At 63.1% G+C, this 20319-nt stretch carries 16 protein-coding genes; 10 read left to right on the top strand and 6 right to left on the bottom strand.

Annotated elements, in window-relative coordinates; genetic code table 11:
- The first annotated feature begins 143 nt into the window (after positions 1–143).
- On the top strand, positions 144–3743 hold the full coding sequence (locus B0G73_RS37260; protein WP_106286047.1) for an indolepyruvate ferredoxin oxidoreductase family protein: 3600 nt from the start codon (positions 144–146) through the stop codon (positions 3741–3743).
- 220 nt (positions 3744–3963) lie between these two features.
- Here B0G73_RS37260 and B0G73_RS37265 read toward each other — a convergent pair whose 3' ends face one another.
- Both B0G73_RS37265 and B0G73_RS37270 read right to left on the bottom strand, forming a co-directional pair.
- Positions 3964–6246 carry an NADP-dependent malic enzyme gene (locus tag B0G73_RS37265; protein ID WP_106286048.1) on the bottom strand — a complete coding sequence of 761 codons (2283 nt, stop codon included), beginning with the start codon at positions 6244–6246 and terminating at the stop codon, positions 3964–3966.
- A 313-nt stretch (positions 6247–6559) separates the two neighbouring features.
- Entirely contained in the window at positions 6560–7792 is a 1233-nt protein-coding gene (locus tag B0G73_RS37270; RefSeq protein WP_106286049.1) for an MFS transporter, read from the bottom strand.
- A gap of 375 nt (positions 7793–8167) precedes the next feature.
- On the opposite strand from B0G73_RS37270, the gene B0G73_RS37275 reads away from it, so the two are divergent.
- Positions 8168–8854, top strand: a complete 687-nt coding sequence (locus B0G73_RS37275; protein ID WP_007179868.1) for an orotate phosphoribosyltransferase — start codon at positions 8168–8170, stop codon at positions 8852–8854.
- Positions 8855–8946: 92 nt separating this feature from the next.
- Here the strand turns inward: B0G73_RS37275 and B0G73_RS37280 are convergent, their stop codons facing one another.
- A complete protein-coding gene (locus B0G73_RS37280) occupies positions 8947–9636 on the bottom strand; it encodes a response regulator (protein WP_106286050.1) in 690 nt (229 codons plus the stop codon).
- A gap of 265 nt (positions 9637–9901) precedes the next feature.
- On the opposite strand from B0G73_RS37280, the gene B0G73_RS37285 reads away from it, so the two are divergent.
- The 6 genes from B0G73_RS37285 to B0G73_RS37310 all read left to right on the top strand — a co-directional run bounded on the left by B0G73_RS37285 (position 9902) and on the right by B0G73_RS37310 (position 16703).
- Positions 9902–10504: a YbhB/YbcL family Raf kinase inhibitor-like protein gene (locus B0G73_RS37285; RefSeq protein WP_106286051.1), complete on the top strand. Its 603-nt coding sequence runs from the start codon at positions 9902–9904 to the stop codon at positions 10502–10504.
- Positions 10505–10707: 203 nt separating this feature from the next.
- Complete coding sequence (locus B0G73_RS37290; protein WP_106286052.1) at positions 10708–11280, top strand: flavodoxin family protein; 573 nt, start codon at positions 10708–10710, stop codon at positions 11278–11280.
- A 185-nt stretch (positions 11281–11465) separates the two neighbouring features.
- Positions 11466–12413, top strand: a complete 948-nt coding sequence (gene argC / locus B0G73_RS37295; protein ID WP_106286073.1) for an N-acetyl-gamma-glutamyl-phosphate reductase — start codon at positions 11466–11468, stop codon at positions 12411–12413.
- A gap of 492 nt (positions 12414–12905) precedes the next feature.
- A complete protein-coding gene (locus B0G73_RS37300; RefSeq protein ID WP_106286053.1) occupies positions 12906–14336 on the top strand; it encodes a DUF2957 domain-containing protein in 1431 nt (476 codons plus the stop codon).
- Positions 14337–14461: 125 nt separating this feature from the next.
- Entirely contained in the window at positions 14462–15706 is a 1245-nt protein-coding gene (locus B0G73_RS37305) for a DUF2957 domain-containing protein (protein ID WP_106286054.1), read from the top strand.
- 172 nt (positions 15707–15878) lie between these two features.
- The gene (locus B0G73_RS37310) at positions 15879–16703 is read left to right on the top strand and encodes an OmpW family protein (protein ID WP_106286074.1); all 825 of its coding nucleotides are present in this window, start codon (positions 15879–15881) and stop codon (positions 16701–16703) included.
- 267 nt (positions 16704–16970) lie between these two features.
- Here B0G73_RS37310 and B0G73_RS37315 read toward each other — a convergent pair whose 3' ends face one another.
- Complete coding sequence (locus tag B0G73_RS37315; protein WP_106286055.1) at positions 16971–17606, bottom strand: LysE family translocator; 636 nt, start codon at positions 17604–17606, stop codon at positions 16971–16973.
- Positions 17607–17688: 82 nt separating this feature from the next.
- Positions 17689–18558: an NAD(P)-dependent oxidoreductase gene (locus B0G73_RS37320; protein ID WP_106286056.1), complete on the bottom strand. Its 870-nt coding sequence runs from the start codon at positions 18556–18558 to the stop codon at positions 17689–17691.
- Between the two features lie 94 nt (positions 18559–18652).
- Between B0G73_RS37320 and B0G73_RS37325 the strand changes: the two genes are divergently transcribed.
- Positions 18653–19408, top strand: a complete 756-nt coding sequence (locus B0G73_RS37325) for a Mut7-C RNAse domain-containing protein (RefSeq protein ID WP_106286057.1) — start codon at positions 18653–18655, stop codon at positions 19406–19408.
- 135 nt (positions 19409–19543) lie between these two features.
- Positions 19544–19822, top strand: a complete 279-nt coding sequence (locus tag B0G73_RS37330; RefSeq protein WP_106286058.1) for a hypothetical protein — start codon at positions 19544–19546, stop codon at positions 19820–19822.
- A gap of 154 nt (positions 19823–19976) precedes the next feature.
- On the opposite strand, the gene B0G73_RS37335 is transcribed toward B0G73_RS37330, so the two are convergent.
- On the bottom strand, positions 19977–20186 hold the full coding sequence (locus B0G73_RS37335; RefSeq protein ID WP_106286059.1) for a hypothetical protein: 210 nt from the start codon (positions 20184–20186) through the stop codon (positions 19977–19979).
- Positions 20187–20319 lie beyond the last annotated feature (133 nt).

Genomic DNA, 20319 nt, shown 5'->3' on the forward strand with positions numbered 1-20319 from the left:
TCCTCCTAGGCTGCGGCGGGTTTTCACCAGTGCTACCATCACTTAAAACACGTCAATATGACGGCCCCGGCCCTACGCATTCACAAGATGCCGCGGCCCAAAAAAGTTTTGGTGATCCCAAACTGGTTGGAGGAGTACACATAATGAACGCCCCGCTAGACGCAGGTCAGCGAGCCTCGCTCGAAGCCGCGCTATCTTCCGTCACGCTCGACGACAAATACACCCTCGAACGCGGCCGCGCGTATATGAGCGGCATCCAGGCGCTGGTGCGTCTGCCGATGCTGCAGCAGGAACGCGACCGGGCCGCCGGGCTCAACACCGCCGGCTTCATCTCCGGTTACCGTGGATCGCCACTCGGCGGACTTGACCAATCCCTGTGGAAGGCGAAACAGCATCTCGCCGCGCATCAGGTCGTGTTCCAGCCAGGCGTCAACGAAGACCTCGCGGCCACCGCCGTTTGGGGTTCACAGCAGGTCAATCTGTACCCGAGCGCCAAATACGACGGCGTGTTCTCGATGTGGTACGGCAAAGGCCCAGGCGTCGACCGTTCCGGCGACGTCTTCAAGCACGGCAACTCGGCCGGCTCGGCGCGCAACGGCGGCGTTCTCGTCCTTGCCGGCGACGACCACGCCGCAAAATCGTCCACGCTCGCGCACCAGTCCGAACACATTTTCAAGGCGTGCGGCCTGCCGGTTCTGTTCCCGTCGAACGTGCAGGAATATCTCGACTTCGGCCTGCACGGCTGGGCAATGAGCCGCTATTCCGGTCTGTGGGTCGCGATGAAATGCGTGACCGACGTGGTCGAGTCGTCGGCCTCGGTCGACATCGACCCGCATCGCACGAAGATCATCCTGCCGGAAGACTTCGCGATGCCCGAGGGCGGCTTGAATATCCGCTGGCCGGATCCGCCGCTCGTGCAGGAAGCGCGTCTGCTCGACTACAAGTGGTATGCGGCGCTCGCCTACGTGCGGGCCAACAAACTGGACCGCGTCGAAATCGATTCGCCGCATGCGCGCTTCGGCATCATGACCGGCGGCAAGGCGTATCTCGACGTGCGTCAGGCGCTGACCGACCTCGGCCTCGACGACGAGACCTGTTCGCGCATCGGCATCCGTCTGTACAAGGTCGGCTGCGTGTGGCCGCTCGAAGCGCAAGGCGCGCAGGCGTTCGCGCGCGGCCTCGACGAAATTCTGGTGGTCGAAGAAAAGCGCCAGATTCTCGAATACGCTATCAAGGAAGAACTGTACAACTGGCCCGATGCGCAGCGTCCGCGCGTGTTCGGCAAGTTCGACGAGAAAGACGGTGCGGGCGGCGAATGGTCGGTGCCGATGGGCAACTGGCTGCTGCCGGCGCACTACGAACTCTCGCCGGCAATCATCGCCAAGGCGATCGCCACGCGGCTCGACAAATTCGACCTGCCGTCGGACGTGCGCGCTCGCATCGCCACGCGTATCGCGGTGATCGAAGCCAAGGAAAAAGCGCTGGCGCGCCCGCGCGTCGAAGCCGAACGCAAGCCGTGGTTCTGCTCGGGCTGCCCGCACAACACGTCGACCAACGTGCCGGAAGGCTCGCGCGCGATGGCCGGCATCGGCTGTCATTACATGACGGTCTGGATGGACCGCAGCACCAGCACGTTCAGCCAGATGGGCGGCGAAGGCGTGGCGTGGATCGGCCAGGCGCCTTTCACCAACGACAAGCACGTGTTCGCCAATCTCGGCGACGGCACTTACTTCCACTCCGGCCTGCTGGCGATTCGTGCGGCGATCGCCTCGAAGGCCAACATCACCTACAAGATTCTCTATAACGACGCGGTCGCCATGACCGGCGGCCAGCCGGTCGACGGCGTGCTGACCGTGCCGCAGATCACGCACCAACTCGCCGCCGAAGGCGCGACGAAAATCGTGATCGTCACCGACGAGCCGGAGAAGTACTCGGCGAACGTCGGCCTCGCGCCGGGCATCGACATCCATCACCGCGACAAGCTCGACGAAGTACAGCGCCAACTGCGCGAAGTGTCCGGCACGACGATCCTGATCTACGACCAGACTTGCGCGACGGAGAAACGCCGCCGCAGGAAACGCGGCACGTATCCGGACCCGGCACGCCGCGTCGTGATCAACGAGGCCGTGTGCGAGGGCTGCGGCGATTGCTCGGTGAAGTCGAATTGCCTGTCGGTGGAGCCGCTCGATACCGAGTACGGCACGAAGCGCCAGATCAATCAGTCCACCTGCAACAAGGACTTCTCGTGCGTGAACGGTTTCTGCCCGAGCTTCGTCTCAGTTGAAGGCGGTCAGTTGCGCAAGCCGAAGGCCGCTTCCGGTGTCGCGGGCGACGCGATGCCGCCGGTGCCGGAACCCGAATTGCCGTCCATGGAGCGGCCGTACGGCGTGCTGGTGACGGGCGTCGGCGGCACGGGTGTCGTGACGATCGGCGCGCTGCTCGGCATGGCCGCGCATCTGGAGAACAAGGGCGTCACCGTGCTCGATGTCACCGGGCTCGCGCAGAAAGGCGGCGCCGTGATGAGCCACGTGCAGATCGCGAAGAATCCGGCCGACATCCACGCGACCCGTATCGCCATGGGCGAAGCGAGTCTCGTGATCGGCTGCGATGCGATCGTCACGGCCAGCGACGAATGCGTGTCGCGCATGCAGGCCGGCCGCACGCGCGTCGTGTTGAACAGCGCGCATACGCCGACCGCCGAACTCATCAAGAACCCGAACTGGCGCTTCCCGGGCAGCAGCACGGAAGCCGACGTGCGCGCCGCCGCCGGTGACGACAGTGTCGATACGGTCGACGCGAATCACTTCGCGGTCGCGCTGCTCGGCGACGCGATCTATACCAACCCGTTCGTGCTCGGCTACGCATGGCAACGCGGCTGGGTGCCGCTCACGTATCAGTCGCTGATGCGCGCTATCGAGTTGAACAACGTGCAGGTCGAGAAGAACCGCGCGGCGTTCGAATGGGGTCGCCGTGCCGCGCACGATCTGGCCGGCGTGCGCAAGCTCGCGCAATCGCAAGGACGTGGTGCGGCAGCGGAAACGACGAGCAGCAAGATCATCTCGCTGCACACGCCGAAGGCACTCGACACGCTGATCGACAAACGCGCTGAGTATCTAACCGCGTGGCAGAACAGCGCGTATGCCGACCGTTATCGCGCGCTGGTGTCGCAAGTGCGTGCAGCCGAGTCGGCGCTCGATTCGATCGACGGCCAATTGCCGTTGACCGAAGCAGTCGCGAAGAACCTGCACAAGCTCATGGCCTACAAGGACGAGTACGAAGTCGCGCGTTTGTACAGCGATCCGGCGTTCATCGAAAAGTTGAAGGCGAATTTCGAAGGCGACTGGAAGCTGCACATTCACCTCGCGCCGCCGACGTTCTCGAAGAAAGACGCCAAGGGTCATCTGGTGAAGAAGAAGTACGGCCCGTGGGTTTTCAGCGCGATGCACGTGCTGGCCCGCTTCAAGTTCCTGCGCGGCACCGCGCTTGATGTGTTCGGCAAGACGGAAGAGCGTCGTACCGAACGTGCGTTGATCGGCGAGTATGAGACGCTGGTGCGAGAACTGATCGCAGGCCTGACCACGCAGAAGCGCGAATTGGCCATCGAACTGGCGAATCTGCCGGACGGCATCCGCGGCTATGGTCACGTGAAGGAAAACAACCTGAAGGGCGTGCGCGTCAAATGGAACGAGTTGCTGGCGCGGTGGCGTTCACCTGAGGCTGGCACGACGCAACACGCGGCGTGATCAGAATGGCTTGACCGACTCGCTGGTCTGAAAACAGAAAGGCGGCTGTCCTCGCGGACAGTCGCTTTTTTTATGTGCTGTGCTGTGAAACGCGACGCGTCACGCTGGTGCAACGACAGCGCCAATAAAAAAGCCACGGACGCGACATCCGTGGCTTTCTCGCAGATTCGTCGCGCACACCTCGACGAGAGGCGCCGCTCCGATTCTCAAAGCATCCGCATTACTTCGCGTTCACCGCCTTGCGTGCGTTGGCCGAAGCCACTGCCGTCATATTGATGATCCGGCGCACGGTCGCCGCCGGCGTCAGGATGTGCACCGGCTTTTCCGCGCCCAGCAGGAACGGACCGACCGTCACGCCTTCGCCGCCGATCATCTTCAGCAGGTTGTACGTGATGTTCGCCGCTTCCACATTCGGCATGATCAACAGGTTGGCTTCGCCGGTCAGCGTCGTGCCCGGGAACGCAGCCTTGCGCACCGCTTCCGACAGTGCCGCATCGCCATGCATTTCACCGTCGATCTCGAGCGAGGGCGCACGTTCGGTAATCAGCTTGCGAGCCGCCGCCATGCGTTGCGACGACGACGACGGTGCGCTGCCGAAGTTCGAGTTCGACAGCAGCGCCACCTTCGGCGTGATACCGAACTTCTCCATCTCACCCGCGGCCAGCATCGTCATATCGGCGAGTTGCTCGGCGGTCGGCGTTTCGTTCACGTACGTATCGCAGATGAACAGATTGCGGCCCGGCAGCATCAGCAGATTCATCGCGGCGAAGTTCTGCACGTTGTCCGCCTTGCCCAGCACTTGCTCGATGAACTTCAGATGCGCGTGGTATTGGCCGATCATGCCGCAGATCATGCCGTCCGCTTCGCCAAGGCGCACGAGGATCGCGCCGATCAGCGTGTTGAACTTGCGCATCGCGGCCTTCGCCACGTCCGGCGTCACGCCTTCGCGCGCGCCAAGTTCGTGATAAGCCTGCCAGGATTTCTGATAGCGCGGATCGTCTTCCGGGTCGACGATTTCGAAGTCGTCGCCGCACTTGAGCTTCGAGCCCATCTTCTTCAGACGCATCTCGATCACCGACGGACGGCCGACCAGAATCGGCTTGGCGATCTTTTCCAGCAGCACGAATTGCGCGGCGCGCAGCACGCGCTCGTCTTCACCTTCGGCGAACACGATACGCGCCGGTTCCGACTTGGCGGCCGCGAACACCGGGCGCATCACCATGCCCGTGCGATACACCGTCGTGCCGAGTTCTTCGCGATACGCGTCCATGTCCTTGATCGGACGAGTCGCTACGCCCGAATCCATCGCCGCTTGCGCGACGGCCGGCGCGATCTTGATGATCAGGCGCGGGTCGAACGGCTTCGGAATCAGGTACTCCGGGCCGAATTCCAGCGAGTGGCCTTCGTATGCCTTCGCGACTTCATCGCCCTGATCGGTTTCTTCGGCCAGTTCGGCGATCGCGCGCACGCAGGCGAGCTTCATTTCTTCCGTGATCGTGGTGGCGCCGACATCCAGCGCGCCGCGGAAGATGAACGGGAAGCACAACACGTTGTTGACCTGGTTCGGATAGTCCGAACGGCCGGTCGCGATGATGCAGTCCGGGCGAACCTTCTTGGCGTCTTCCGGACGGATTTCCGGTTCCGGATTGGCCAGCGCCAGAATGAGCGGTTGCGTGCCCATTTCGGCGACCATCTCCGGCTTCAGCACACCGGCGCTCGAGCAGCCGAGGAACACATCGGCGCCGCGAATCGCGTCGGCCAGCGTGCGCGCCTCGGTGTTCGCCGCGTAACGTTCCTTCGAGGGATCGAGGTTGCCGCGGCCTTCGTAGATCACGCCCTTGGAGTCGGTGACGAGAACGTTCTTCTTCGACAGGCCCAGGTTCACCAGCAGGTCCAGACACGCAATCGCGGCCGCACCCGCACCCGAACACACCAGCTTCACTTCGTCGAGCTTCTTGCCCACCACCTTCAGGCCGTTCAGGATCGCCGCCGAAGCGATGATCGCGGTGCCGTGCTGATCGTCGTGGAAGACCGGAATCTTCATACGCTCACGCAGCTTCTTCTCGATGTAGAAGCATTCGGGCGCCTTGATGTCTTCGAGGTTGATGCCGCCGAGCGTGGGCTCCAGCATCGCGATGGCTTCGACCAGCTTGTCCGGATCGGACTCGGCGAGTTCGATGTCGAACACGTCGATGCCCGCGAACTTCTTGAAGAGACAGCCCTTGCCTTCCATCACCGGCTTCGCGGCGAGCGGGCCGATGTTGCCGAGGCCGAGCACGGCCGTGCCATTCGTGATCACGCCGACCAGGTTGCCGCGCGAGGTGTACTTCTGCGCGTCGAGCGGCTCGTCGTAGATCGCCATACAGGCCGCGGCGACGCCCGGCGAGTACGCCAGCGACAAATCGAGCTGGTTCGACAACGGCTTGGTGGGGGTGACCGAAATTTTGCCGGGCTTCGGATTCTGGTGGTATGCGAGAGCGCTTTGCTTAAGTTGTTCGTCCATTTTTTGGCCTGCGAGACGTAAGTAATTGGGCCCGGCACACCGCACCGTCAGCGTCGCGTGCATCTATCGAATGGATAATCGATTGAGGCGGTTTTCGCTTGCGCCGGTTGGGCGCCGCGTCGAACCTCACCGGAGGACAGGACGATGCGGAGTGCTTCGCGGGTCGGTTAGTGTACACCCCGAACGAGACGATGCACCGACCGGTTAACCATGCTCACCATCGGCGAAACAGCACGTGCGCATTGCTGCGGCGCCGCATTCGACGGCCTCGTTGCGGCTTGTCATTCGCAGGTCATGGACCGGCCGTTCGCACTCACTCGAGCTCGGCGCCGCGTCGTTCGGGAATCAGGAAAAGTGTCGCGAAGATGTCGAGCAGGTAAATCGAAGCGAGCAAAGCGAGCGCCGCGCCGAACGAATAGCGCGCGGCCAAGGCGCCCACCACCACTGGTCCGAAACCGCCCACCGCGCGGCCGGCATTGAACAGCACGTTCTGCGCAGTGGCGCGCGCATCGGTCGGATAAAGCTCGGAGATCAGCGCACCGTAACCGCCGATCATGCCGTTGACGAAGACGCCCATCGCCGCCCCGCCTATCAGTAACGCCATCGGCGTGCTCAGGTGAGCGTAGACGAACACCATCACCATCGCGCCCGCCTGATAGAACAGAAATGCCGGCTTGCGGCCGAAGCGGTCGGCGGCGATGCCGAACAGCCAGATGCCGCACGCCATGCCGAGAATCGTCGCGGCGGTCCACAGTCCGGATTTGGTCAGCGAATAGCCGAAGGTTTTGGACAGATAGCTCGGCAGCCAGATCATCAGACCGTAGTAGCCAAAGTTCTGGACCGAACAGAGAATTGCCACGCCAATGCTCGCGCGCGTGGTACGGCCGTCCGTCACCAGCAATTTCAGCGGCAGCTTGCGCATGCCGCGCGCCACGCGCTCGGTAAACAGCGCCGGTTCTTCGACGCGGCGCCGCACGAAGAACGACACCACCGCCGGCAACAGGCCGAGCGCGAACATGCCGCGCCAGCCGATCACCGGCAACAGCATCGGCGTGAGCAATGCCGCCGCCAACACGCCGAGTTGCCACCCCAAGCCGACATACGACGACACGCGCGCCCGCTGCGACGCCGGCCACGCTTCGGCCACCAGCGTCATACCGATGCCGAACTCGCCGCCGAGCCCGATTCCGGCAATGGTCCGGTAGGCCAGCAGATCGGCATAGCCTTGCGCCAGCGCGCACAAGCCGGTGAACACGGCGAAGATCAGAATCGTCCAAGTCAGCATGCGCACACGGCCGAAATAGTCGCTCAGCACGCCGAAGATCAACCCGCCCGCCACCGCGCCGATCAGCGTCCAGGTGACGAGCAAGCCGGCCTGCGCCGAGCTCAGATGCAGATCGGCGGCAATCACCGGCAGCATGAAGCCGAGGATCAGCAGATCGAACCCGTCCATCGCGTAGCCGAGCACCGAGGCGATCAACGCCCGGCCGGCATAGCCACTTCTCACGGATGCGCGGGGTTCGGTCGCGAAGGGAGCGAGGTTCATTGAAAGCATTCCGTAGGTCGAATGGGCGGCAACGGCGGCAAGCGCCCAAGAAATTCGCGTGAGTGTAAAGGCGCCCCCAACGGCCCACAAGCGAACCAAAAAGCACTCGTCGAGGCGAGCGCCCAGCGCGGCCCTTCGGTCCCCGGTAAGCTCGCTGGAGGCGTCCGTTATGACCGTCATTCGCCGTCGCCACGCACGAGAGGCTCCTCGGAAGGGCCTGTTTCGGGTAAAATGTCGGCCTACGCGCGCAGCAAAAACCGGCCTGCACTCCACTGACCGGCCGCGTATTCCGCCCAGCATGGCGCGGAATACCACGCTTGCTGCGCCACCGGGCCCCGCGCCCGCTTCTCCCCGCTCACACCCAAGGATCCGCCCATGACAGGCTTCGATCGCCAGACGATCTCCGACACGACCGCCAAAATGCTGCTCGAAGTGCAAGCCGTGCACTTCAACGCGGAGAAACCGTACATTTTCACGTCCGGCTGGGCGAGCCCGGTTTATATCGATTGCCGCAAGCTGATCTCGTATCCGCGCGTGCGCCGCGGCCTGATGGAAATGGCCGAGACCACGATCCTGCGCGACGTCGGCTATGAGCAGATCGACGCGGTCGCCGGCGGCGAAACCGCCGGCATCCCGTTCGCCGCATGGCTGTCCGATCGCCTGATGGTGCCCATGCAATACGTGCGCAAGAAGCCGAAGGGTTTCGGCCGTAACGCGCAGATCGAAGGCCTGCTGACCGAAGGTCAACGCGTGCTGCTGGTCGAAGACCTGACCACGGACAGCCGCAGCAAGATCAACTTCATCAACGCGCTGCGCACCGCCGGCGCCACGGTGAACCACTGCTTCGTGCTGTTCCACTACAACATCTTCAAGGAAAGCGTGTCGGTGCTGAAAGACATCGACGTCGATCTGCACGCGCTTGCCACGTGGTGGGACGTGTTGCGCGTCGCGAAGGAAAACAAGTACTTCGACACCAAGACGCTCGACGAAGTGGAAAAATTCCTGCACGCGCCGGCCGAGTGGTCGGCTGCGCACGGCGGCGCAACCTCGACGCCGCAGTAAGCTTCGCCGCCTCGCGCGGATCGAATAAAAAGGGCGCCTGTCTTATCGACAGGCGCCCTTTTCTATTTTTGCCTTAGGCCTCGCGTGCGACCTTAAGACGCTCCGCTGTTGTCTTCGGTGGAATGCGACGACAGGTTCAGCAAGCCATTACTCTGCGCGTACTGGAACAGTTCGGAATCCCGTTCGATGCCGAGCTTGCGCATGGCCGTGTTCTTCTGCGTGCTGATGGTCTTGATGCTGCGGTTAAGGTGCTCCGATATCTCCTTGATCGTCATGCCCGACACGAACAGGCGCACCACTTCCAACTCTCGTTTCGACAACATCACTTCGTCGTTCTTGCCACCCGCATTCATGCGCAATGTATCGAGCGAGGCTTTCACCGACGGGCTCATATATTCCAGGTTGCGGCTGACGTGCTGCACCGCGAGCCCGATGTGGCTGAGATCGTCCGACTTGTTGACGACGGATGTGACACCGAGTTCGCTCAGCCGCTTGAGCAACGCAGCGTTCTCGAGCATCGTCAGGACGACGATGGGAAGCTTGGGAAAATTGCGGCGCAGATAGCCGATCAGCGGCAAACCGTCGCCGTATTGACCGCCAGGCATTGCCAGATCCGTGACGAGCACGTCACAGGCAATGGTCTGCAGCACCTTGATCAACTCGGTTGACTGCCGCGCACGCGCGACGACCTGTAGACCGGGAAACTTGAGCAAAGCCTGTTCGGCGCCGAACAAAATAACCGGATGGTCGTCAGCGACCACAACCCTGACTGGATCTTGCATTGCCCTCCCCTCGACAGATGAACCACTCTGCAAAACTTCCGACATGTCTTACGTATTCTAGATGCTGAAACGGGTAAGGGCGCGGGCTGCCTCCGCGCGGAAAATTCCTCCGACTATAGCCGATTCTGGTCTGCAAATCCCACCAGGCGGCAACAATGATGCGTCGTAGAGCTAATGTTAGACTTGGATCGACCTTGAGGCACAAAATAGGGACAATAACCATCGCGAGGATAACCGCCTCGCGCCCTCACAGGAGAACCGGCACATGCGCTCGCGTTGCCTGGTTGTTTCGATTGCTTCGCCGTTCCGCCGTCTGCCGTCGTTCCCTTGCGCCATGCTGGGCCTCGCGCTTCTGGCCGCGCATGGGCCTTATGCTCTTGCCGAAGGCGCGTTTGCGCTGACCAGCGCGAGCTTCCGCGCGGGCGGCACCGTGGCGGACGCTCAAGTTTTCAATCAGGACGACTGCAAAGGCGGCAACCGCTCACCGCAGCTTTCGTGGCACGACGCGCCGCCCGGCACGCGCGGCTTCGCGGTCACCATGTTCGATCAGGATGCGCCGGGCCGCGGCTGGTGGCACTGGTCGGTGGCGGGCATTCCCGCCACGGTCAACAGCTTGCCGGAAAACGCTAGTTCTTCCGGCTTCCTCAGCAAACTAGGCGCGGTCGAAGCACGCAACGACTTCGATACCGACGGCTATGGCGGCCCGTGTCCGCCGCCGGGCAAGCCGCATCGCTACATCATCACCGTTTATGCACTCAGCACCGTCGACCTGCGCCTTGCCCAAGGCCGTCCCGCGCTGATGTTCGATCATGAGATCGGCACCGCCACGCTCGGCTTTGCGCGGATGGTGGTCAATTACGGGCGCTGATCGCGCGCATTGCGGTACAGCCGGTCGCATGAAAACCGCGCCGCTGCGGCTGGCGTACGGCTTGCGTCGTATTGCCGCCCGCGCGGGAATTCTGTCATCGGCGCACGTAAGGTGCGGCCTGGCAGGTTGCGGCGTGCTCACCGCCGCGGGTGCGCACCACTGCCGTGCTCGACCCATCCTCTTTCACTTTGCTGGAGCGTCTCATGTCGAAGATCGTCATCGTTTATCACAGCGGCTACGGCCACACGAAGAAAGCCGCCGAGTCCGTGCTGGCTGGCGCCCTCGAAGCCGGCGCGGACGCGAGACTGTTGCCGGTCGGCGAGATCGACGATGCAGCGTGGGCCGAACTGGCCGCGGCAGACGCCATCATTTTCGGTGCGCCGACCTACATGGGCGGCCCTTCCGCCGACTTCAAAAAATTCGCCGATGCAAGCTCGAAGCCGTGGCTCGAGCAGGCGTGGAAGGACAAGATCGCGGCCGGCTTCACCAACTCCGCGACCATGAACGGCGACAAGTTCGCGACGATCCAGTACTTCGTCACGCTGGCCATGCAGCACGGCATGATCTGGGCAGGCACCGGCATGATGCCGTCCAACACCAAGGCGGCGACTCGCGACGACCTGAACTATGTGGGCGGCTCGACCGGCCTGCTCACCCAGTCACCGGCCGACGCTTCGCCAGAAGAAGCGCCGCCAGCCGGCGATCTCGAAACAGCACGGATGTTCGGCGCACGCGTGGCCGCGGTCACGGCGCGCTGGATCGCCGCGGCCCACTGACGCGCCGACTGCCGCGATCCGGCCGGCATCGGCTGGCATCTACCGCGTAACAGGTCACGCCGATGTCATGTTCGGCGTGCATCGTCGTTTTTTTCACCCCTTTTGCGCGTCCGGCGCCATCACGTCATAAAATGACGTTCCGGCGCGGTGTCGCGCCCCGTTTCCAGCAAGCCAGTGAGAGCGAGATGAGCACGAAAGTTTTTGTCGACGGACAGGAAGGCACGACCGGACTGAAGATTTTTGAATACCTGTCGCAACGCGCCGACGTAGAGATCCTGCGTATCGAAGAAGCGAAGCGCAAGGACCTCGAAGAGCGCCGTCGTCTCATCAACGCGTCGGACGTCACGTTCCTGTGCCTGCCGGATGTCGCCTCGCGTGAATCCGCTTCGCTGGTCGAGAACGATCGCACGGTGCTGATCGATGCTAGCACCGCGTTCCGCACGTCCGCCGACTGGGCTTACGGCTTGCCCGAACTGGCCCGCTCGCAACGCGAGCGTCTGCGCACGGCGAAACGCATTGCCGTGCCGGGCTGCCACGCTTCGGCCTTCGTGCTCGCCATGCGTCCGCTGGTCGAGGCCGGCGTGGTGGCGCCCGAGTTCGCTGCGCACGCTTACTCGATCACCGGCTACAGCGGCGGCGGCAAGAAAATGATTGCCGACTACGAAGCCGGCGGCAACGACAAGCTCAAAAGCCCGCGTCCGTACGCGCTCGGTCTCACGCACAAGCATCTGCCGGAAATGGCCGCGCATACCGGCCTGAAGTCGGCGCCGATCTTTACGCCGATCGTGGGCGATTTCTATAAGGGTCTCGCGGTCACCACGTTCTTCTCGCCGAACCAGTTGGCCAAGAAAGCCACGCCGCAAGACGTGCAGGCGCTGTTCGCCGAGTACTACGCGGGTGAGGCGTTTGTGCACGTCGCACCGTTCGACGCGGAAGCGAACCTCGACAGCGGCTTCTTCGACGTGCAGGCGAACAACGACACAAACCGGGTCGACCTGTTCGTATTCGGCAACGAAGAACGCTTCGTGACCGTCGCGCGTCTGGACAATCTGGGCAAGGGCGCGTCGGGCGCGGCGATTCAGTGCATGAACCTCGCGATCGGCGCCGCTGAGGAAAGCGGCTTGAAACGCTAATCAGTTTGCAATCGCGGACGGTAATTCGCCGTCAATCAATTGAAAGGCCGGTCTGCAAAAGACCGGCCTTTTTGTTTTAAATACGCACCATTCAAAATTCCCTTTCCGTGATTTATCAGTAGTAGCCCGTATTTCTTAAAAAATAAAAATCGGACTATCCAACAATCCGCCGGTAATTCATTCCGGATATCGACGCAGGGCGCATAGTTTTCCGCCTAGGGAAACTCCGGATTTTTTCGCGAACGGTCGTTCGCAGATGATAGAGCCATTTTGCCCGAAGCCTTACCTGGAAAGGGAGTGCGACGAAACAACGTTGCCGCCATTCAGGCCAAAAATCCTTTTTCGTTTAAAAGACCCGCAGACGTCCACGCGGTGCGCGTGCGCCAAAAATTGCGCTGTTTGAATCGGTCTTTTTAGACGGCTCATTCAATTGACAGCCATTATCCGCGCAGCGAAATTAGTTCGCACAATTACATGAAGGGAGACAGCTGCATGTCGCATGCCATTACTCGAGGCCTCGCGCTGGCCATTGCCACGGCCCCATTCCTGATCGCTTGCGGCGGCGGCAAGGCCGACAATCCAGGTCCGATCAACGCACCGCAATGTTCGGGCGCGAGTTGCGGCGTGCAAGGTCCGCCCGCCTCGGGCGCCGGCGCGGCGGCGTTGTGCCCGGCAACCGCCGACATCGTCAAAAGCACCTTCCTGGGTGGCGCGGGCAGCGGCGAAGTGGTGCAGCTGAACATCGATGCGACGGCGATGACGTACACGCTGAAGTGGCTCAAGTCGCCGATCCCGCTAACCAGCGCCGATGTCACGATCACGCGCGAAGGCACTCAGATTACCGGCGCGGTAATTCATCCGCCAACGGGCATGCTGCCGACCGCGGAGCAAACGCGTTGCGCATTCATTCTCGGCAAAGGCACCGGCACCGCGCCTGCCAACGGCACGACCTACACGACGCCCGACTTCGTCAACAACCCGAACCCGCCGATGATCCTGGTGGGCCAGGGCGTGGCCGGCGGCGGCATTCCGGGCGCGACCGTCGAGTACGACGGACTCACCATCATTCCTGGCATCATCGATCACGTCGGCGCAGTCCCGAACCGGCACTTCGATTTCTATCCGTTCCTCGGCTTCGCCAACACGACGAACGACGTCACCAAGCTGGCCGGCACCTACAATGGTCTGCTGTATCACCTGGTGCCGTCGGGCTCGTACGCGGCGACGGCCACCAACACGGTCGAGACCTTCGACGCGGCCGGCAACTGCACGGGATCGAATCCGGCGAACGCAGCCTTTACGCCGAGTTCGAGCGGCTGCCTGACGACCGGCACGGCGTGGACCGCCAATAGCAGCGGTTACTTCGACAGCCAGAATGCACCGCAGATCGGCACGCAGCTCAAGCTGCCGCCGCTGAATCAGCCGAGCGGCGTGTCCGCGTCGGCGCACATGATTCTCGGCCAGGTGAACGGCGCCACGGTGCCGCTCGTGATCCGCACGGGCTCCGTGAATCTCGGCACCGCCCCGCTGCACCTTGACGCCAAGGTCGACGACGAATCCGGCATCGCGATGCTCGCCGCCGCCACACCGCTTGCCTCCGGCGGCTTCGACGGCGGCTACGTCGGTGCGGACTCCAACTTCAAATACACCGCGGCGTTGATCCAGGGCGGCGTCGGCACCTTCATCAATCCGTCGACTTCCGCTGGTGAAGACGGCTTCGGCCTCGGCTACGGTTTGCCGAGTCCGGGACTGGTCGGTGTCCAGCAGGCCAACGGTCAAAAGGGCCTCGCGATCTCGTCCGGCGGCCTGTATGCGATCGAGATCCAGGGAACCGTCAATGGCGGCGTAGCGCCGACGTCGCAACTCAGCAGCACGGCTTCGAGCGCGCCTTACTTCGGCATCGGAGCGCAAATCAGCAAGTGAATCACGCGAGTGAGCCACGCAGGTAAGCCACAGCGGACCGGCAGTGGGCGGCATGAGAGACAAATAGCAAAAAGGTGGCGGGACTGGGAGCCGGCCACACACAACGAAAAAATTCTGGAGGCGGTATGAATTGGAGAATCCTTTCGGTGCTCGCTCTTGCAGCACCGTTGTTGGGGGCGTGCGGCGGCGGCGGCGGAGGCGACGGCCCGGTGACGGAAGTCCGTCTGTGTCCGGCGTCGCTGGACTACGGCACGGTGTTCACGGGCGGCGGCGGTGACGGCGAACTGGTCAAGCTGCAGCTCGATACGACCAAGATGACCTGGCAAGTCAACTACATCGAGTCGCCGATCCCGGCGACCACCGGTACGGTCGTCCCGACGCGCGCGGGCCAGACCGCCAGCGGCACACTGACTCAGGAAACCCTGCTGCCGACCAACAAGCTCAACCAGTGCGCGTTCCGCCTGAACGGCGCGAGTCTCGATCCGAATCGTCCGGCGCGGATTTTCGTCGGCGAAGGCGTGGCGGGCGGCACGATCCCGGGCGCGGAGATTTCGTTCGGCGGGATTCTTGGCGTGGGCGCCGTGCCTGATACCAAGTTCCCGTACTACCCGTTCATCGGCTTCTCGTCGATTGAAACGAATCTCGCGAACGTGGCCGGCACGTACAACCAGCTCGGCTATCACCAGGTGCCGTCGCAAAACTTCGCGCCGGTCGCGGTCGATTCGAAGATCACGATCAACGCGGACGGCACGTGGACCGAGTGCGACAACTCCGGCGTCAACGCGGGCAAGTGTCAGCAGCCGGGGAGCAACTTCGCGCCGGCGGCGGACGGCAGCGGCGCGTTCCAGACCAACAACTTCCTCGGCCAGGCTAAACCGACCCTCGCGGCGACCCCGAAAGCACGTGGCTACATGATCGTCGGCAAGCTGCGCAACCAGCTTGTGCCGATCCTGGTGCGAGCGGGCGCGGCGAACTCATCGGTGACGGTGCCGCAAAACGGCGCGCTCGGCCCGTACGCCGACGACGAATCAGGCATCTCGATTCTGTCGCCGCAAAGCGCGATCACGGTGAACTCGCAGAACGGGGAGTACATCGGCGTGGATAGCCAGTTCGACTACCGCACCACCGCGCTCGAAGGCACCGAGGCCACGCTGCTCGATCCGTTCAACGCCTCGCAGGCATCGCTCGCGACAGCGCTGAATCTGGACTTCACACAAGCCGTGCCCGGCGTGGTGACGACGACGCGAGTGGGCGCTTCCACCGGCACCACGCCGACCGGAAAGATGATCTTCACAGGTGGTGTGTTCGGCTACCTGGATCTGACCAACGCGGCCTCGCCGTACTTCACGATCGGCGCCTTCGTCCAGTAACGGACGCAGCACGCGCCGCCAATCCGCAACGTGGCGTTCGCGTCCCGGCTGCCGCGCAGTGTGACCGCTCGGCAGCCGGTGCCCAACGAATATGCAGCGCGCCGGCGTGGTTGCGAACCCGTCGCCGCTTGCCGCGCGCGATGAGCTTGAGCCGCGCCTCAGGAGGAACAAGATGAAAAAAATCTATTTCGCGTTACTGGCCGCCTGCCTGTCCGCCAGCGCGCACGCCCAGCATGCGGGCGACAACGTCGCCGTGCTCGGCTGGTTTCACGTGATGCCACAGGATTCGAGCTCGCCGCTCACCACCACCGTCGCGCCGACGCCGATCAACACGCCGCTGCGTCTGCCGAGTTCTTTCACGTCGCCCGGCACGAGTTTGTCGACCAACAGCGCCGACACCGTCGGCCTGGTGTTCAGCCACTACCTTACCGATCACATCGCCGTGACGACGGTGGCGGGCGTGCCGCCGGTCTTCAAGATCTACGGGCACGGCACCATCAAACCGCCGGGACCGGCCGGTGCGCTCGGCCAGCAGGATCTGGGCGATCCGCAGGCCAACCCGATCGTCAAGAGCGTGCGCCAGTGGAGCCCGGCGCTGCTGTTCCAGTACTACTTCAATGCCCCGACGGCGCATTTTCGGCCATTTGTCGGCATCGGCGTGTCCTATAACTGGTTCTCCGACGTTCAGCTGAGCGAGAACTTTGTCCAGTCGACGCAGAACAACCTCGGCGCGGTGCTGGCTGCCGGCGCGGGCAAGCCGGGGCAGACGCAGGTGTCGGCGAAAGCGTCGTCGTCATGGGCGCCGGTGTTCAACGCGGGCCTCGCGTACAACATCACCGATCACTGGGGTCTCGTGGCATCGGTCACCTATATTCCGCTGAAGACGACCTCGTCGGTCATCATCAAGGCGGCGGACGGCACGGAACTGGGCGTGTCGAAAGCGGAATTGAAGGCCGACCCGATCATTTCGTTCCTCGCCGTCTCGTACAAGTTCTAAGTTCGGTCCTGACGCAAGAAAGCCGGCGGCCCTGCGCAAGGGTCAGCCGGCTTTGTCCTTTCTGGGAACGGGAAATTCGAGGCAAAAAAAAGCCCGCCTAAGTTGGCGGGCTGAATCCATATCAGAGGAGACATGGAGGAGACAAGACAAACTATAGCAAACGGCTTGGTGCGGCGCAACATGCTAATTAGGGTAGACCCTCGACGTTGCAAATACACAACAGCTCGCCAAAATGTCCCGTCGTCTCCGCGGCGCCGCGCCTCGCGCTCAGTGGCGCACCAGCGCCATCATCGCGCCGAAGCCGACGAACACGCCGCCCGTCAGCCGATTGAACAGGCGGGCGACGCTGCGGCTCTTCAATTTCGCGCCGATGCGAGTGCCGAATCCCGCGTACACCAGATACCAGCTCACCTCGATCACGGCGAACGTGGCGACGAGTACGCCAAACTGCGGCAGCTTCGGCTGCGCGGCGTCGATGAATTGCGGCAGCAGCGCCGCAGCGAACAAAATCGCCTTGGGATTGCTGCCTGCGACCAGAAAGCCGTTGCGAAACAGCGCGAAGCGCGAGCGCGCGGGCTTCGCGGCGAGTTCGTCGGCAGTGCCGGCGGTGGCTTCGTCGGCCGGCGCGCGCCACGCCTTGATGCCGAGATACACGAGGTAAGCGGCGCCGATCATCCGCAGCGCGTTGAACATGGCTGGCCATGCTGCGAGGAAAACACCGAGACCCGCCGCCGACACCGCCAGCATCGACACCAGCGCCGACAGGCAACCGGCCATGGTCGCGCTGGAACGGCGCAAGCCGTGCTGGGCGCCGTGCGTCATCACGAGCAACATGTTCGGACCGGGAATCGCTGAAACGACGAAGACAGTGGCGACGAATAGCCACCAGGTATGCAGACTCATGGGAAGCACGGCGGATAAGGGAACGGGCGGCTATTATGCCCGCCCGCGTCCGTCACTGCCGCCTGTCAGTTGCTTTTAGCTTTTAGCGCCCGGCTCGCCGCGCGGCGACCTGCCCCAGCACCGCGAAATCCTTCTCGCCGTCGCCGTGAGCCACGGCTTCGATCAAGCTATCGCGCACCACGCTGGCGATCGGCAGCGGCGTCGTCACGGCGTCGGCAGCGGCCAGCGCGAGACGAATGTCCTTCAGACCGAGACGCGCCTTGAACAGCGCCGGCTCGTAGCGCTGCTCCGCGATCAGTTTGCCGTAGCCGGAATAGACCGGTCCCGGAAACAGGCCGCCCGTGATGACGTCGAGGAAATCCTGCATAGCGACGCCGTGCCCGGTCACCAGCGTAGCCGCTTCGCCGAGTGTCTCGACCGCCGCGCCGAGCATGAAGTTGGCGGCGAGCTTCATGACGTTCGCCTGCTGCGGCAACGAACCGATGCGCCAGGTCTTCTGGCCGATCACATCGAAAATCGGCTGAACACGATCGATCGATTCGGCCGGTCCGCCCGCCACGATGGTCAGCTTGCCCGCCGCCGCGACATCGGGCCGGCCTAACACCGGCGCGGCGACGTAGTTGACGCCGCGCGACGCGTGCGCCGTCGCCAGTTCCTCGGCCAGCGCCACCGAGATCGTCGCCATGTTCACGTGGATCAGCCCGCGCGGAGCGTGTTCCAGCAACGAAGCGGTGATGACCTCGCGCAAGGCGCTATCGTCGGCGAGCATGGAGAACACGGCGTCGCCCGCAAACGCTTCGGCCGGCGTCGCAACGACGCGCGCGCCTGCGTCGGCGAGCGGCTGCGCGCGCTCCGGTGAGCGGTTCCACACGCGCACCTGATGCCCGGCTTTCAACATGTTTGCAACCATCGCGGCGCCCATCTCGCCGAGACCGATAAAACCGATGTCCATCTGTCGCTCCGTCTTCTAAAGAACTGGAAGTAAAACACACCCATGCGACACGTGCAGGACAGCGCGCAAAGAAACGCGGTGCGATACTGCGGTGATGGTGACCGCGACATTCCGCTTCTACGAGGAGCTGAACGATTTTCTCGCCCGGCCGTTGCGCCGGCGCGCGTTCAGCTACGCCTGCGCGCCGGGCGCCACCGCAAAGCACATGATCGAAGCGCTCGGCGTGCCGCACACGGAGGTCGAACTGATTCTGGTCAACGGCGAGTCGGTCGGTTTCAATCATCCGCTCGCGGACGGCGATCGCATAGCCGTTTATCCGAAGTTTGAAGCGCTCGATATCCAGCCGCTCCTGCGCGTGCGCGAACGTCCGTTGCGCGTGGTGCGTTTCATCGCCGACGCGCATCTGGGTGGCCTCGCGCCGCTTCTGCGACTCGCCGGCTTCGACACGCTGTACGACAACCACTATCCCGACGCCGACATCGAGGCGCTCGCCGCCGCGCAGCAGCGCATCGTCCTGACACGCGACCGCGAGTTATTGAAACGCCGCAGCATCACGCATGGCTGCTATGTCCGCACGCTCAGGCCGCGCGAACAACTGCGCGAAGTGTTTGAACGGCTCGATCTGGCCGGTAGCGCGCAGCCGTTCCGCCTATGCCTGATGTGCAATGTGCCGCTGCGGCGCATCCCCAAGGAAGAAGTCGGCACGCGTGCGCCCGACGGTGTGCTGGAACGGCATGCGCAATTCGTTACCTGCGACGTGTGCCGTCGAGTGTTCTGGGAAGGCACGCATTGGCAAAGAATGCGCGCGCTGATGGACAGCGTGGCTGCCGCGCCGGGCCAGTCCGTTTGAACCTGCAACGAGGTTCATGCCGGTTCCGAACAGGCGTGCCAAGCCGTGCGCGCGGAACCCGAACGCCGCGCGCTCGCCCGAGGTCCGGCGCGGTGCGTACAATGCGGGATTACTTATCTGGCAGAGGCCTTCCGAATGGCGATGAAAAAAACCGACCTTGAAAAGAACAAGGCGCTCAAGCTGAACAACGCACTGAAACTGTCGACCGCCGACCGTTTCGGCAAGGCCGCCGCAGCCGAACCGAAGCTCGATCGCCGCGAACAGCGCAAGCTCGATCAGGCGCAGGGCCTCGTCGCGTTTGCGTGCAAGCTGAACGGCGATCTGGTGACCGAGCTGAAAGAGCGCGCCGCGACCCACCCCGAAGGCATGACCGGTTTGCTGAACGAAGTCATCAAACGCGGCCTTGCCGGCTAATCGCCGCAACAAAAGCTGCCCCAAATGCAAAAAGGCCAGAGCTTGTGCTCTGGCCTTTTTGCTTGCGACACCTGCATCCGGTCGTGCTGCACTCGCCAGCATGCGGCGCCGTGCGATCGACCGGCGAAGCTGGCCCGAAGAATCGGGCAGCAGCTTAGTTTTGCGTGCCCTTGTCGTTCGTGCCAGCTGCCGAAGCGGCTGCCGAAACCGGAGCGCGCTTGCCGTGCGTGTTCAGCTTCTTGACGTGATGCTTCTTCGGCGCGCTTGCTGCAGCAGCCGGTGCTGCGTCCGACGCTTGTGCGAAAGCTTGAACAGAAACCAGCGCGATCGAAGCGGCTGCGAGCGAGACGATAACTTTTTTCATGTGTTGTTCCCCAAACCTGGACGACTGAGTCAATGTGAATGAATAAGCTGCACGGTGAAGCAGACAGGGCTTGAGGCGCCTTCCCGCTCCCCGCGGGAGAGTATTACCCAGTGTAGGCGGTTTGTCATGCCCA

This window comes from Paraburkholderia sp. BL25I1N1, from assembly GCF_003002025.1.
Classification (GTDB): Bacteria; Pseudomonadota; Gammaproteobacteria; order Burkholderiales; family Burkholderiaceae; genus Paraburkholderia.